The 13,596-nt window shown below is 65.6% G+C and carries 12 protein-coding genes and 1 riboswitch; of the genes, 8 read left to right on the top strand and 4 right to left on the bottom strand.

The window, feature by feature from the left end; translation table 11 throughout:
* Positions 1-64: 64 nt before the first annotated feature.
* The 4 genes from NQJ30_RS00585 to glyA form a co-directional block, all read right to left on the bottom strand.
* On the bottom strand, positions 65-730 hold the full coding sequence (locus tag NQJ30_RS00585) for a response regulator (RefSeq protein WP_255767791.1): 666 nt from the start codon (positions 728-730) through the stop codon (positions 65-67).
* A complete protein-coding gene (locus NQJ30_RS00580; RefSeq protein WP_255767790.1) occupies positions 727-1,881 on the bottom strand; it encodes a sensor histidine kinase in 1,155 nt (384 codons plus the stop codon). Before NQJ30_RS00580 ends, NQJ30_RS00585 begins: the two co-directional genes overlap by 4 nt.
* Positions 1,882-1,992: 111 nt before the next feature.
* Complete coding sequence (locus NQJ30_RS00575) at positions 1,993-2,892, bottom strand: bifunctional methylenetetrahydrofolate dehydrogenase/methenyltetrahydrofolate cyclohydrolase (RefSeq protein WP_255767789.1); 900 nt, start codon at positions 2,890-2,892, stop codon at positions 1,993-1,995.
* Between the two features lie 3 nt (positions 2,893-2,895).
* Positions 2,896-4,194, bottom strand: coding sequence for a serine hydroxymethyltransferase (gene glyA, locus NQJ30_RS00570; protein WP_255767788.1), 1,299 nt, complete (start codon positions 4,192-4,194; stop codon positions 2,896-2,898).
* A 156-nt stretch (positions 4,195-4,350) separates the two neighbouring features.
* A riboswitch (ZMP/ZTP riboswitch) is annotated at positions 4,351-4,437 on the bottom strand.
* 42 nt (positions 4,438-4,479) lie between these two features.
* Here glyA and purU point away from each other — a divergent pair.
* The 8 genes from purU to NQJ30_RS00530 all read left to right on the top strand — a co-directional run bounded on the left by purU (position 4,480) and on the right by NQJ30_RS00530 (position 13,595).
* Positions 4,480-5,340, top strand: a complete 861-nt coding sequence (gene purU, locus NQJ30_RS00565; RefSeq protein WP_255767787.1) for a formyltetrahydrofolate deformylase — start codon at positions 4,480-4,482, stop codon at positions 5,338-5,340.
* A gap of 27 nt (positions 5,341-5,367) precedes the next feature.
* The gene (locus NQJ30_RS00560) at positions 5,368-5,823 is read left to right on the top strand and encodes a class I SAM-dependent methyltransferase (protein WP_255767786.1); all 456 of its coding nucleotides are present in this window, start codon (positions 5,368-5,370) and stop codon (positions 5,821-5,823) included.
* An 83-nt stretch (positions 5,824-5,906) separates the two neighbouring features.
* Entirely contained in the window at positions 5,907-6,425 is a 519-nt protein-coding gene (locus NQJ30_RS00555) for a gamma carbonic anhydrase family protein (RefSeq protein WP_255767785.1), read from the top strand.
* Between the two features lie 61 nt (positions 6,426-6,486).
* Positions 6,487-7,677 carry an ROK family transcriptional regulator gene (locus NQJ30_RS00550; RefSeq protein WP_255767784.1) on the top strand — a complete coding sequence of 397 codons (1,191 nt, stop codon included), beginning with the start codon at positions 6,487-6,489 and terminating at the stop codon, positions 7,675-7,677.
* Positions 7,678-7,809: 132 nt separating this feature from the next.
* Entirely contained in the window at positions 7,810-9,366 is a 1,557-nt protein-coding gene (gene mmsA, locus NQJ30_RS00545; protein WP_255767783.1) for a multiple monosaccharide ABC transporter ATP-binding protein, read from the top strand.
* Between the two features lie 46 nt (positions 9,367-9,412).
* Positions 9,413-10,696 (top strand): multiple monosaccharide ABC transporter permease, encoded by a 1,284-nt coding sequence (mmsB, locus tag NQJ30_RS00540; protein WP_255767782.1) that lies wholly within the window; start codon positions 9,413-9,415, stop codon positions 10,694-10,696.
* Positions 10,697-10,745: 49 nt separating this feature from the next.
* On the top strand, positions 10,746-11,849 hold the full coding sequence (locus tag NQJ30_RS00535) for a substrate-binding domain-containing protein (RefSeq protein WP_255767781.1): 1,104 nt from the start codon (positions 10,746-10,748) through the stop codon (positions 11,847-11,849).
* A gap of 270 nt (positions 11,850-12,119) precedes the next feature.
* Positions 12,120-13,595 (top strand): ABC transporter permease, encoded by a 1,476-nt coding sequence (locus NQJ30_RS00530; RefSeq protein ID WP_255767780.1) that lies wholly within the window; start codon positions 12,120-12,122, stop codon positions 13,593-13,595.
* Position 13,596: the final 1 nt, after the last annotated feature.

Below are 13,596 nucleotides of genomic sequence, written 5' to 3'. Positions count from 1 at the left end.
CGGGAGTCACCTGGTGCGGGCAGCGTACTCCCGCGGGAGGCCCGCCCCTGCGCCGGCGGGACCGTCAGCCGGCCCAGCCGGGACGCACCAGGCCGGACTCGTAGGCCAGCACCACCAGCTGTACTCTGTCGCGCACCATCAGCTTGGTCATGATCCGCGATACGTGCGTCTTGGCCGTCAGGGGTGTGATGAAGAGCCGGCCGGCTATCTCCGCGTTGTTAAGCCCCTCCCCCACCAGCTGCAGGACTTCCCGCTCGCGTCCGGTGATGCCGTCCAGGACCGCCGGCTGGCCGGCCGCCCGCGAATGCACGGCCAACTGGGCCATGATCCGTCGCGTCACCGAGGGTGAGAGAAGGGCATCGCCGTCGTACACCACGCGGACTGCGCGGAGCAGCTCCGCAGGTTCGGTGTCCTTGACCAGGAACCCGGCGGCTCCGGAGCGGACGGCCTCGGCGATGTACTCGTCCAGCTCGAAAGTGCTGAGGATGACCACCCGGGTGTCCGGTAGGCCTGGATTGGACAGGATCTGCCGTGTCGCTGCCAGGCCGTCGCCGCCGGGCATGCGGATGTCCATCAGGACCACGTCGGGGCGGTGGTGCCCGGCAAGCCGGACAGCATCCTGGCCGGTGCCGCATTCCGCCACCACTACCATGTCCGGTTCGGCTTCCAGGAGGGCCCGGAATCCGGCCCGGATGAGGGTCTGGTCGTCTGCCAGGAGGATCCTGATCATTGCGATTCCTCCCTCCGGCTTGCAGCCAGCGGGAGGGCTGCCGGCAGCGGGAAGGCAGCGCGCACGCGCCAACCCGTTCCGGCCGGGGTTGCGCCCAGCTCCAGCCTGCCGCCCAAAGCGGCCACCCGCTCCCGCATCCCCGTGATCCCGTTTCCCTCCGGCACCCCGGCCGCGCCTGCGCCGTCGTCGTCCACGGTCACCAGAAGTTCGCCGTCCGCTTCAGTGATGACGACGGCGGCCGTTCCCGCCCCGGAGTGCCGCACCACGTTGGTCAGGGCCTCCTGCACGATTCGGTACGCGGCCTCCTGCACGGGGGCGGGGGCCGTCTCGGCGGCCGGGTCGATGTCCAGCACCACGTCGGGGCCCGCGTTCCGGGCATTGTCCGCGAGGTCGGCGATGCGGCCGATGGTGGGCGGCCGTGTCGGGGAGAGCGGGACATCGTCGCGGAGGACCCCCAGCAACTGCCGGACCTCGGCCAACGATTCCTTGCTCGCGGCCTTGATGGTTTCCAGCGCCGGCCTGAACTGCCCCGGGTCCTTCTCCCCGAGGTGCAGGGCCACGGAGGCACTGACGTTGATGAGTGACAGCGAATGGGCCACCACGTCATGGATGTCCCGGGCCAGTGCCAGCCGGTATTCGTCGCGGGCCTGCTGTTCCGCGGCTTCGCGCTGGCGGTGCCGTTCGGCGACCCGTTCGCTGCGGAGGCGGATCCCTTCGCCGAAGAGGACCAGGATGGCCAGCCACGCCGCTCCCCCGAAGGCACGCAGCAGGCTCGCTTCGTCACCGCTGACCACCGCCGCGGCGGCGAGGGCCAACGCACCCAGGCCGGCTGCCGTCCAGGCGAGGACCCGCTTGCCGGCCGACGCCGTCAGGATCAGCGCCACCGCGAGGGACAGGACAAACGGTCCCCACGCATAGCCCCGCGCCAGATATGCTGCCGCGGCCACCAGGGCGGCCGGGAGCATCACCAGCGGCGCCCGACGGCGGAGGGACAGGGCGGCAGGTCCCAGCAGCAGTAATCCGAAGGCCAGCACGTCCAGGGGGCGGTGGTCGGGTTGCCGGGCCGCGGCGAAAACCGTACCCACCACCTGGATAAGGGCCACCGCGGTGACAATGACGGCGGTGGGTGGCCCCCGGAAACGGCGCTGCATGCTCCGAGCCTAAGCCCCCGGCCGCCGGTCCGTCGTCTGCTTAACGGCGTAGTGCGCCTACTCCGCGTGGAGTAGGCGCACTACGCCGTTATGAGGGGTTGTATCCGGGACCTAGCCGTTGTTGGCGGCGCGTTCCGCGGCTTCCACCACATTGGTCATCAGCAGGGCCACGGTCATGGGACCGACGCCGCCGGGGTTCGGCGAAATCCAGCCGGCTACCTCGGCAGCGGCGGGCTCGATGTCGCCGTGGATCCGGCTCTTGCCCGTTTCAGGATCGGTTTGGCGGGTGACACCAACGTCCAGCAGGGCAGCACCCGGCTTGACGTCCGCGGCCTTAACGATGTGCTTGACTCCGGCCGCGCCCACAATGACGTCCGCCTGCCGCAGGAGCTCCGACAGGTTCTTGGTGCCCGTGTGCGTCAGCGTGACGGTGGCGTTCACGGAGCGGCGGGTGAGCAGCAGGCCGATGGTCCGGCCCACCGTGACACCGCGCCCGACCACCACGACGTGCTTGCCGGCCAGGCTATAGCCGTTGCGCTCCAGCAGATCGATGACGCCGCGTGGCGTGCAGGGCAGCGGTGAGGTGATCTCGCCGCTGACGTTGAGCACCAGCCGGCCAAGGTTGGTCGGGTGCAGGCCGTCGGCGTCCTTGTCCGGGTCGATCCGTTCCAGAATCGCGTCGGTATCCAGATGCTTGGGCAGCGGCAGCTGCACAATGTATCCGTGGCAGGCGGGGTCCGCATTGAGCTCGTCAATGAGGTCCTCAACCTGGGCCTGGGTGGCATCCGCGGGCAGCTCGCGCTGGATCGAGTTCATCCCGATCTGCACGGACTGCTTGTGCTTCATGGACACGTACAGCTGGGAGGCAGGATCCGCGCCCACCAGCACAGTAGCTATGCCTGGCGTGATTCCACGGTTCTTGAGGGCGGCGACACGTTCGGCAAGCTCGGACTTGATGGCGGCCGCGGCCGCCTTACCGTCGAGGATCCTGGCGGTTTGGGTTTCAGTCATAAATCACCACTGCTCGTGCTGCGGGTACAGCGGGAAGTCGGCGGCGAGCTTGTCCACGCGGGACTGCAGGGCCTCCACGTCCGTGGCCGAGCCGGCCTTCAGCGCGGTGGCGATGATCTCGGCAACCTCGGTGAACTCCTCGGCGCCGAAGCCGCGGGTGGCCAGGGCCGGGGTGCCGATGCGGAGGCCGGAGGTTACCATCGGCGGGCGGGGGTCGAACGGAACGGCGTTGCGGTTTACAGTGATGCCCACGGAGTGCAGGAGGTCTTCGGCCTGCTGGCCGTCCAGCTGCGAGTTCCGCAGATCCACCAGGACCAGGTGGACGTCCGTACCGCCGGTGAGGACGGAGACGCCCGCTTCGGCGACGTCGGCCTGGTTGAGGCGGTCGGCGATGATCCTGGCGCCTTCGAGGACCCGCTCCTGGCGTTCCTTGAATTCCTGGCTGCCGGCGATCTTGAACGCCACGGCCTTGGCGGCAATGACGTGCATGAGCGGGCCGCCCTGCTGCCCGGGGAAGACATTGGAGTTGATCTTCTTGGCCCACTCCTGCTTCGCCAGGATCACACCGGAGCGCGGACCGGCCAGAGTCTTGTGGACCGTGGAGGTGACGACGTCGGAGTGCGGCACCGGGCTGGGGTGCAGGCCTGCGGCCACCAGGCCGGCGAAGTGCGCCATGTCGGTCCAGAGCAATGCGCCCACCTCATCGGCAATGGAGCGGAAGGCGGCGAAGTCCAGCTGCCGCGGATACGCTGACCAGCCCGCGATGATGACCTGGGGCTTTTCGGCGATGGCCTGCTCGCGGAGCTTGTCCATGTCCACCCGGAAGGTGTCCTCTTCCACCTGGTAGGCAGCCACGTTGTACAGCTTCCCGGAGAAGTTCAGCTTCATGCCGTGGGTCAGGTGGCCGCCGTGCGCCAGGGACAGGCCCAGGATCTTGTCCCCGGGGGTGATCATGGCGGACAGTGCCGCAGCGTTGGCCTGCGCGCCCGAGTGCGGCTGCACGTTCGCGAACTCGGCACCGAACAGTGCCTTGACGCGGTCGATGGCCAGTTGTTCGGCGACGTCAACGTACTCGCAGCCGCCGTAGTACCGGCGGCCCGGGTAACCCTCGGCGTACTTGTTCGTGAGGACGGATCCCTGGGCTTCCATCACGGCGCGCGGGGCGAAGTTTTCGGAAGCGATCATTTCCAAAGTGCCGCGCTGGCGGCCAAGTTCCTGTTCGAGGACTGCAGCGATTTCGGGATCGAGCTCGGCCAGCGGCTGGTTGCTGACGGCGGCTGTTGTGGTGGCGGTAGTAGTCACGAATAACTCCTGGTGAGGGATACGGGCACTGCTAAGGTCAGGCTACCGGCTGGCGTACCCCACCGTCTCATGATGACGTGCCTCATGAAGACAGGGCGGAAACCGCGCAGGATGATGCTGTCCCGTGTGGGTTGCAGCGTTCTCCGGCAAGACATGACCCTCGGCCCAGGCGTACGATCCGTGGTCTTCGTGATTGCCGCTCCCTGGTGGTTAAGCCACCCAACGCCAGTTGCGACCTCCCCAGACTACCAAAAACGGCCGTGCCACGCGGGTAGGCTGATGTGCGTGAGTGATGAGCAGCTGAATAAAGCCTATGTACTAACACTGTCCTGCCCTGACCGGCCCGGGATCGTCCACGCCGTGGCCGGCGCCCTGCTGGTGGCGGGCTGTAATATTTTGGACTCGCAACAATACGGCAGCCCCGCCACCGGGAACTTCTTCATGCGCGTGGAAGCAACGACGACGGCCTCCCGGGCCGAGCTTCAGGCCGCCCTGGAACCGGTGGTCGAGGCCTTCGGCATGCAGTGGAGCCTTAACGCGGTCGGCCAAAAGGTGCGCACCCTACTGATGGCCAGCACGTCAGCCCACTGCCTCAACGACATCCTTTTCCAGCAGCGTTCCGGCACCCTGCCCATCGACATCCCCGCCATCGTCTCGAACCACCGGGACCTTGCCGGGCTTGCGGAGTTCTACGGGATCCCGTTCCACTACATCCCGGTCACGCCGCAGACCAAGGCGGAAGCCGAGGACAAGCTGCGTGCCCTCATGGCCGAACACGATATTGAACTCACTGTGCTGGCCCGCTACATGCAGATCATTTCCGATGAGCTCTGCGCGGAACTGAACGGCAAGGCCATCAACATCCATCACTCATTCCTGCCCTCCTTCAAGGGCGCCAAGCCCTACCACCAGGCCCATGCGCGCGGCGTGAAGCTGATCGGTGCCACCGCCCACTACGTCACGGCCGCCCTGGACGAGGGCCCCATCATCGAGCAGGAAGTCATCCGCGTGGACCACGCCCGGACCCCGGAACAGTTTGTGCAAATGGGCCGGGATGTCGAGGGCCGGACCCTGACCCAGGCGGTCCAGTGGCACGCCGAGCACCGGGTGCTCCTGGATGGCAACCGGACCGTGGTCTTTAACTAGCAGCCTCCAGCTGACGGACCGCGGCGCATGGACATGGAGCAGCCGGCGGCAACCAACCGGGACGCGGAGCGCAGCCGGTTCATCAGCCTCCTCAAGGCAGAGGGCCGGCACAACGTCCTGGAGGTCGATGCCGGCCAGGGCAGCGACGGTGTGCAGTTTGTCCGCGCCGGCATCCACTACACGGGAGTGGACCCTTCGGAGCAGAACGTCCATTCGGCGCGCGCCAAGGGACTCGATGTCTCGGTGGCCGACGCCCGGAACCTGCCCTTCGCGGACGGAACTTTCTCGGCCGTCTGGACCACGGGCACCCTGCTGCACAGGGCCGATACCGACATCGACGCCGTCCTGCGGGAACTGGTGCGGGTGACGGCACCGGGGGCGCCCATCGCCGTCGTGCTTTCTTCAGGTGAGGACGAAGGGCACGCCGGAACGCAACATCACAGCTTCCTGCTCCTCCGCACCCCCTCCCTCCCGACCAGGTAGCAGTAGATGCCGTTTTGACGGCTCATAACGACATCTAGTGCGACTTAGTTGGGTCAGGGGGCGGATGTCCTAGGCTTGGCCGTATGGCTCCCCTTCACACGTTCGCCGGCCATGCTCCGGCCGTCCACGAAACCGCATTCATCGCCCCCACCGCGTCCGTCATCGGCAACGCCTCCCTGGCCCGGGATTCGAGCGCTTTTTACGGCGTGTCCGTCCGGGCCGACACAGCCGCCATCATGGTTGGCCCGGGAAGCAATCTGCAGGACAACGTGGTGCTGCATGCCGATCCGGGTTTTCCCTGCACCGTCGGCGCCGGGGTCAGCGTGGGGCACGCAGCCGTGGTGCACGGTTGCACCGTGGAGGACGACTGTCTGATCGGCATGGGCGCCACAGTTCTGAACGGCGCAGTCATCGGTACCGGCTCCCTGGTGGCGGCCGGCGCCGTTGTCCTGGAAGGCACCATTGTGCCGCCCCGCTCCCTGGTCGCAGGCGTACCCGCCAAAGTCCGGCGGGAACTCACGGACGAAGAGTTCGAGGGCGTCAAACAGAATGCCTCACGCTATGTGGAACTGGCCCGCGCCCACCGCGACCTTCACGGGTAGGTCACCTCGACTTGCGTTAACTTCTTGACCGCAACTGCCAGAGTAGGGCAATCTTCTTTCTATGTCCCCCACACCGCGCTCGACGAGGAGCAGGCCCAAAAATCCCGGGTCCCAGTCCGCCCTCAGGCAGCTGAACCAGCAGCGGATCATCGAAACCCTGATGAGCGGCCCGTCTACCCAGGCCGAGCTGGCACGACAGACCGGGTTATCCACCGCCACGGTCTCCAACATCGTCAAAATCATGCAGGACGCCGGCCTGGCGTCCACTGAGCCGATCACCAGTTCAGGGCGCCGGGCCCTGAACGTCCGGCTGAACAGCAAAGGCGCAGTGGCGGTCGGCATCGACTTCGGCAGGCGGCATCTGCGCGTCGTCCTGGCATCGCTGAGCTACCACGTCATCGCGGAAGAATCGGTACTGCTCCCACTCGGCCACCAGTCCGAGGAGGGCATCGACGCGGCCGTCCTGCTCCTTGACAAGCTCCTGCTGGAAAGCGGCGTTGACCGCGCCACCGTGGTGGGCGCCGGCGTCGGAATCCCGGGCCCAATCGACCGGCGCACCGGCACCGTAGCGCAGGGCGCCATCCTCCCGGAGTGGGTGGGGATCAACATCCTGCAGCACCTCGAGGAAACCCTCAAAATGCCCGTATTCGTTGACAACGACGCCAACCTGGGCGCGTGGTCGGAGGTCACCTGGGGGCCCCACACCGGGGTCAGCAACCTGATGTTCCTCAAGATCGGCTCGGGCATCGGCGCGGGCCTGATCCTCAACGGGGCACCCTACTACGGCACGGTCGGCATCACCGGGGAAATCGGCCATGCCACCATCCACGAGCACGGCCTGGTGTGCCGCTGCGGCAACCGCGGCTGCCTTGAAACCATCGCCTCCACCACCACCATGATCGAACTGCTCAGCCGGGGTGAAGACCCGCCCGCCAGCCCTGCGGACATTGTGCGAAAAGCCCAGTCCCGCGACCCCGCCACCCTGCGCGTGGTGGACGACGCCGGCCAGGCCGTGGGGCGTGCGCTGGGCAACGTGGCCAACCTGATCAACCCCGAGGTGATCGTGGTGGGCGGACCCCTGGCAGGGCTGGGCGACCTCCTGCTCGACCCCATCAGGCGGGGCCTGATCCGCCATGCCGTCCCGGTGGTCGGCGAGACCACCACACTGACGATGTCCTCGCTCGGAGACCGCGCCGAAGCCCTGGGAGCAGCGGCGCTCGTGTTCCGGCACGCCGGAATCCGCAGCACCTAGACCATTTCGTTATCCGGCAATTGCGTTAAAGACTTGACGACAACCGGTGTGATCCAGTTTACTTTTTCATCAGACGACCCCTGCGCTTTGCGGGGCGGACGAAGAAGTCACGCATTGGAGGCGTAAGGGCACATGACGTCCCATCCCACGCACACAGACCCCGTAATTTTGGAGATGCGCTCCATCACCAAGGAATTTCCCGGCGTCAAGGCATTGTCGGAAGTGAGCCTTCGCGTCAAGGCAGGCGAAATCCACGCCATCTGCGGCGAGAACGGCGCCGGCAAGTCCACCCTGATGAAGGTGCTCTCCGGTGTTTACCCGTACGGCAGCTACGACGGCGACATCGTGTACCAAAACGAGGTCCAGCAGTTCCGCGACATCCGGGCAAGCGAACAGGCCGGCATCGTGATCATCCACCAGGAACTGGCGCTGATCCCCGAACTGTCCATCATGGAGAACATCTTCCTGGGCAACGAACCCACCAAACGCGGAGTCATCGACTGGTCCGAAGCCAGGTTGCGCTCCACCGAACTGCTGGCCAGGGTGGGCCTGCGGGAAGACCCGGACACCCCCATCAAGGAAATCGGCGTCGGCAAGCAGCAGCTGGTGGAGATCGCCAAGGCCCTGAACAAGTCCGTGAAGATCCTCATCCTCGACGAGCCCACGGCGGCGTTGAACGAATCGGATTCCCAGCACCTGTTGGACCTGATGCTCGGCCTGAAGGGCAAGGGCATCACCTCGATCATCATTTCCCACAAGCTCAACGAGATCGAGCAGATTGCCGATTCCATCACCATCATCCGGGACGGTAAATCGATCGAGACGCTCGACGTCAAGGCCGACGGCGTGGACGAAGACCGCATCATCAAGGGCATGGTGGGCCGCGCCCTGGAATCCCGGTTCCCGGACCACACGCCCAAGATCGGAGAGGTGTTCTTCGAGGTCAAGAACTGGAACGTGGCCCACCCCCAGATCCAGGACCGCATGGTCTGCAAAAACTCGAACTTCTTTGTACGCCGCGGCGAGATCGTCGGGTTTGCGGGCCTCATGGGCGCCGGCCGCACCGAACTGGCACGGTCCGTCTTCGGCCGGTCCTACGGCCACTTTGTCTCCGGACAGGTCTACATGCACGGCAAGGAAGTAAACCTCAAGAGCGTTCACCAGGCCATCGACGCCGGCCTCGGCTACGTGACCGAGGACCGGAAGTCGCTGGGCCTGAACCTGCTCGATGACATCAAAACAACCACGGTGTCAGCCAACCTGGAGAAGATCAGCAAGCGCAGCGTGGTGGACACCAACAAGGAATTCGCAGTTGCCGAGGAGTACCGGAAGTCCCTGCGGACCAAGGCCCCTTCGGTGCAGGAGGGCGTGGCAAAGCTGTCCGGCGGGAACCAGCAGAAGGTTGTGCTGGCCAAGTGGATGTTCACGGACCCGGAACTGCTGATCCTGGACGAACCCACCCGCGGCATCGATGTGGGGGCCAAGTATGAGATTTACGGCATCATCCAGCAGCTGGCCAACCAGGGGAAGGGCGTGATCGTGATTTCCTCCGAACTGCCTGAACTGCTCGGACTCTCGGACCGCATCTACACCATTTTTGAGGGCGCCATCACGGGCGTACTCACCAAAGAGGAAGCGAGCCAGGAAAGCCTGATGAAGCTCATGACCTCCGCCCGAAAAGCCGCCTAATCCTCTGGAGCCTTCCAGAACCTTCCAGATACGAGGACCGAAAACAATGAACGCGCTCAAGAAACTCTTCGGAGGCGACACCCGCCAGTTCGGGATGATCTTTGCCCTGGTGGCTCTGATCGTTCTCTTCCAGTGGCTTACAGGCGGCATCACCCTCACCCCGGGCAACGTCATCAACCTCTTCAACGGAAACTCCTACATCCTCATCCTGGCCATCGGCATGGTGCTGGTGATCATCGCCGGGCACATCGACCTCTCAGTAGGCTCCGTGGCCGCCTTCGTGGGCATGGTGGTGGCCATCTGCATGCGGGACTGGCACCTGCCATGGTTCGTTGCCATCCTGCTGGGGCTGGGACTCGGCGCCCTGATCGGCGCGTGGCAAGGCATGTGGACTGCGTACGTGGGCATCCCGGCATTCATCGTGACCCTGGCGGGCATGCTGATCTTCCGCGGGGCACAGCAGTTTGTTGGCCAGTCCAACTCGATTCCCGTCCCGCGGGAATTCCAGTACATCGGTGCCGGCTACCTCCCGGAAGTGGGTCCGGACACCGGATTCAACAACCTCACGCTGCTCCTCGGCATTGCCGCCGTTGCCTTCGTCGTCTTCAGCGTTCTTCGGCGCCGGCGCACCAACAAAGCGCTCGGGGCGGAGACGGCGGAAACCTGGGTCACCGTCCTCAGGCTCGTCCTGATCTGCGGTGCCATCCTCTACGCAACGTACCTGTTCGCCACCGGCCGGCCCGGCACGTCCTTCCCCGTTCCTGGCCTCATCCTCGCTGTCATGGTCCTGGTCTACGGCTTCATCTCGTCCAAGACCGTGGTTGGCCGCCACGTCTACGCAGTCGGCGGCAACCGCCACGCGGCCGAACTCTCCGGCGTGAAATCGAAGAAAATCAACTTCCTGGTCATGATGAACATGTCCATCATCGCCGGCCTGGCCGGCATGATCTTCGTGGCCCGTTCCACCTCCGCCGGTCCTTCGGACGGCACCGGCTGGGAACTTGACGCGATCGCCGCCGTCTTCATTGGCGGCGCGGCAGTCACCGGCGGCGTGGGCACGGTCATCGGCTCCATCGTCGGAGGCCTGGTCATGGCTGTCCTGAACAACGGCCTGCAGCTGCTCAGCGTGGGCGCGGACTGGCAGTCCATGATCAAGGGCCTGGTGCTGCTGGTGGCCGTAGCCATCGACGTCTACAACAAGTCCCAGGGACGTGCCTCGATCATCGGGCTGATGATGAAGAACTTCAACCGCCCGTCGGGCGGCCCCGGCACACCGCTGCAGCCGGACGAAGTCACCTCCACCAGAGAAACCATTTCCCGGGAAGCCTGAGCATTTCAGCTTCCTGACCCAACACCCCCAAAAGAAAGTGGACACAGAAATGCGAATGTTTGGCAAAGCAGGAAAGGCAGCAGCGGTAGCTGCGATCGCAGCGTTGGCGCTGACAGGCTGCGGACGATCCGAACCAAGCAACTCGGGCGGCGGTGCCAGCGGCGGAACCGCCGGTTTCCCGCAGGACTCCGCGATCGGCGTCGCACTTCCCAAGAAGACCAGCGAAAACTGGGTGCTGGCCGAAAAGCTGTTCAACGACGGCCTCAACGGCGCCGGATTCAAGCCGACCGTCCAGTTCGCCAATAACGGTGTGGCGGAGCAGCAAAACCAGATCAGCGCCATGATCGCCAAGGGCGCCAAGGTGATTATTGTGGGCGCCCTCGACGGCTCCCAGCTGGGGACCCAGCTCCAGCAGGCCAAGGACGCAGGCGCCACCATCATCGCTTACGACCGTCTCCTGCTGAACACCGCCAACGTGGATTACTACGTGGCTTATGACAACTTCAAGGTCGGCGTACTCCAGGGCCAGGCCCTGCTGGACGGCATGAAGGCCAAGAAGGCCGCGGGTCCCTACAACATCGAGCTGCTGGCCGGTTCGCCGGATGACGCCAACGCGAAGGTCTTCTTCGACGGCGCCATGTCGGTCCTCAAGCCGAAAATCGACGACGGCACCCTGAAGGTGCTTTCCGGTCAGACCACCTTTGAAAAGGCCGTCACCCAGGACTGGAAGGCTGAGAACGCCCAGCGCCGCATGGATACCCTCCTGACCGGTTCCTACGGGACGGCCTCGCTGGACGGTGTCCTCTCCCCCAACGACACCCTCGCCCGCGCCGTCATCACATCCGTCAAGGCGGCCGGCAAGCCTATTCCGGTCATCACCGGACAGGACTCCGAAGAGGAATCGGTCAAGTCCATCCTGGCCGGCGAGCAGTACTCCACCATCAACAAGGACACCCGCAAGCTCGTGGAGCACGCGATCGTCATGGTGAAGGACCTGCAGGCCGGCAAGACCCCTGAAATCAACGATGACAAGTCCTACAACAACGGCACGAAGGTGGTTCCGGCCTACCTGCTTCCGCCGGTCATCGTCACCGCAGCCAACGTGAAGACGGCCTACGTGGACGATCCGGTACTCGGCCCGCTCACCAAGTAACGCTCACCCAGTAAGACTCACCGAATAACCTGCATCACCGGGCCCCGGCCCGCCGGCAACGGCGGACCGGGGCCTTCTGCTGCCCCCACCCGGGACGCTCTCTCACTTACTGCACGTTTCCGGGCAACCCTCTCGCACCGGATCCGCGGAATAACGGGGGCAGCCGGGATTCACAGCCTCCGCATAGGAATGCCACCGCACGTGCACAGCAGCACTCAGCACTGTTGGAGCAGAAGCCCGCACCAGGCGGGCCGTGTCCCGAGGAGTACAGTGAGCGTCCTTGCCCGGAGTATTGGCAACGCCTTCAGAAACAAAGTCCGAACAGCGGCAGTGGTGGCGGTCCTTGCGGTCGCAATCGGGCTGGCACTTGCCATGCTGGTGGCAAACCAGGCTGTCGGCGCGAAAGTCCAGGAGCTCAACGACTCCGTGGGAACTGTCCTGACCGTCAACCCTGCAGGCGGCCAGGGCTTCGAAGGCGGCGGCGAGCCGCTGACTGCCGGGCAGGCCGCAACGGCGGCCGCCGTCCCCAACGTAAGCTCCGTCGTCGGAACCAGTTCCCTCCGGCTCCGCAACGCCACCGAAGCGGCGGCGCAAGTGGCGGCGCAGGCAGCCGCCCAGGCGTCGGGCAGCACCCAAACCGGCCCCGGTGCCGGGCAGGGCGGTCCGGGCGGCGCGTCCGCCGCAACCCTCACCACCAGCCTCACCGCCGCCATCGACGCCGGTACTCTCGGCGGACGCAACCAGGCCGCCAACGGTGCCACCGGCACCAACGGCACAACCACAACGCAGCCGGCCCGCTCGCTTCCCATCACCGCCACCGGCACCGGGGACGGGGTTGACAGCACCGGCAAGGCCCTAACCATCACCGAGGGCGCCGGCCTCGGCGACTACACGGTGGAATCCGCCAACGCCCTGCTGGGCACCACCCTGGCAGCGAAGAATAACCTCACGGTCGGTTCCACTTTCACCATCAATGACCGGACCTTCACGGTCGCCGGCCTCTTCGATGCCGGAACGGCCTTCGGCAACAACTCTCTCTACATGACCCTCCCCACCGCGCAGAGCCTCGCTGAACTCCCCGGCGAACTGTCGTCCATGATCGTCACGGTGAACAGCCTGGACAACGTCGAATCGACCAAAACAGCGCTGCAGTCGGCGCTCGGAACGGACAAGGCCGACGTCACCCAGGGCCAGAACCTCCAATCAGCGGTCAGCTCCCTCGGCAGCGTCAAGAACATCTCGTTTATCGCGTTCGTCGCGGCCCTCGGCACGGCCGGGCTGATCATCCTGCTGATCATGGTGATGCTGGTCCGGGAGCGCCGGCGGGAAATCGGCGTCCTGAAAGCTATCGGTGCACCGAACCGTACCATCGGCCTGCAGTTTGTGCTTGAGGCGCTCGTACTCGTGGCCCTGGGCAGCGCGGTGGGTGCCGCCGTCGCATCATTTGCGAGCGGGGGCATCGCTTCCGCGCTGATCAGCAGCAATACGAGTACGACGGCGGCAGGCGCCGCCGGTCGCGCGGCCGGCGGGCCGGGCGGGGCCGGGTTCCCCGGCGGTTTCCAGGGTGGCCAGGGCGGGCCGTTCGGCGGCGCCTCCCAGTTGCTGACCTCGGTCACGGCGAGCGCTTCCCCCGGTGTCATCGCCGCCGGCATCGCTGCGGTGTTCGGCGTGGCCATCATCGGCGCACTGGTCCCGGCGCTGCTCACGGCGCGCATCCGTCCCATCGAAGTCCTGCGAGGAGAGTAAT

The sequence above is a fragment of the Pseudarthrobacter sulfonivorans genome, assembly GCF_024391045.1.
Classification (GTDB): domain Bacteria; phylum Actinomycetota; class Actinomycetes; order Actinomycetales; family Micrococcaceae; genus Arthrobacter; species Arthrobacter sulfonivorans_B.
Note: the sequence above shows the minus strand (reverse complement) of the source record. Positions and strands in the feature narration are given on the sequence as shown.

What these genes read in the sequence shown, in the direction of transcription:
- NQJ30_RS00535 (WP_255767781.1), top strand. Translation starts at nt 10,746, where the DNA reads ATGCGAATGTTTGGCAAAGCAGGAAAGGCAGCAGCGGTAGCTGCGATC.
- NQJ30_RS00555 (WP_255767785.1), top strand. Translation starts at nt 5,907, where the DNA reads ATGGCTCCCCTTCACACGTTCGCCGGCCATGCTCCGGCCGTCCACGAA.
- NQJ30_RS00550 (WP_255767784.1), top strand. Translation starts at nt 6,487, where the DNA reads ATGTCCCCCACACCGCGCTCGACGAGGAGCAGGCCCAAAAATCCCGGG.
- NQJ30_RS00585 (WP_255767791.1), bottom strand. Translation starts at nt 730, where the DNA reads ATGATCAGGATCCTCCTGGCAGACGACCAGACCCTCATCCGGGCCGGA.
- NQJ30_RS00575 (WP_255767789.1), bottom strand. Translation starts at nt 2,892, where the DNA reads ATGACTGAAACCCAAACCGCCAGGATCCTCGACGGTAAGGCGGCCGCG.
- NQJ30_RS00560 (WP_255767786.1), top strand. Translation starts at nt 5,368, where the DNA reads ATGGACATGGAGCAGCCGGCGGCAACCAACCGGGACGCGGAGCGCAGC.
- mmsA (WP_255767783.1), top strand. Translation starts at nt 7,810, where the DNA reads ATGACGTCCCATCCCACGCACACAGACCCCGTAATTTTGGAGATGCGC.
- mmsB (WP_255767782.1), top strand. Translation starts at nt 9,413, where the DNA reads ATGAACGCGCTCAAGAAACTCTTCGGAGGCGACACCCGCCAGTTCGGG.
- NQJ30_RS00580 (WP_255767790.1), bottom strand. Translation starts at nt 1,881, where the DNA reads ATGCAGCGCCGTTTCCGGGGGCCACCCACCGCCGTCATTGTCACCGCG.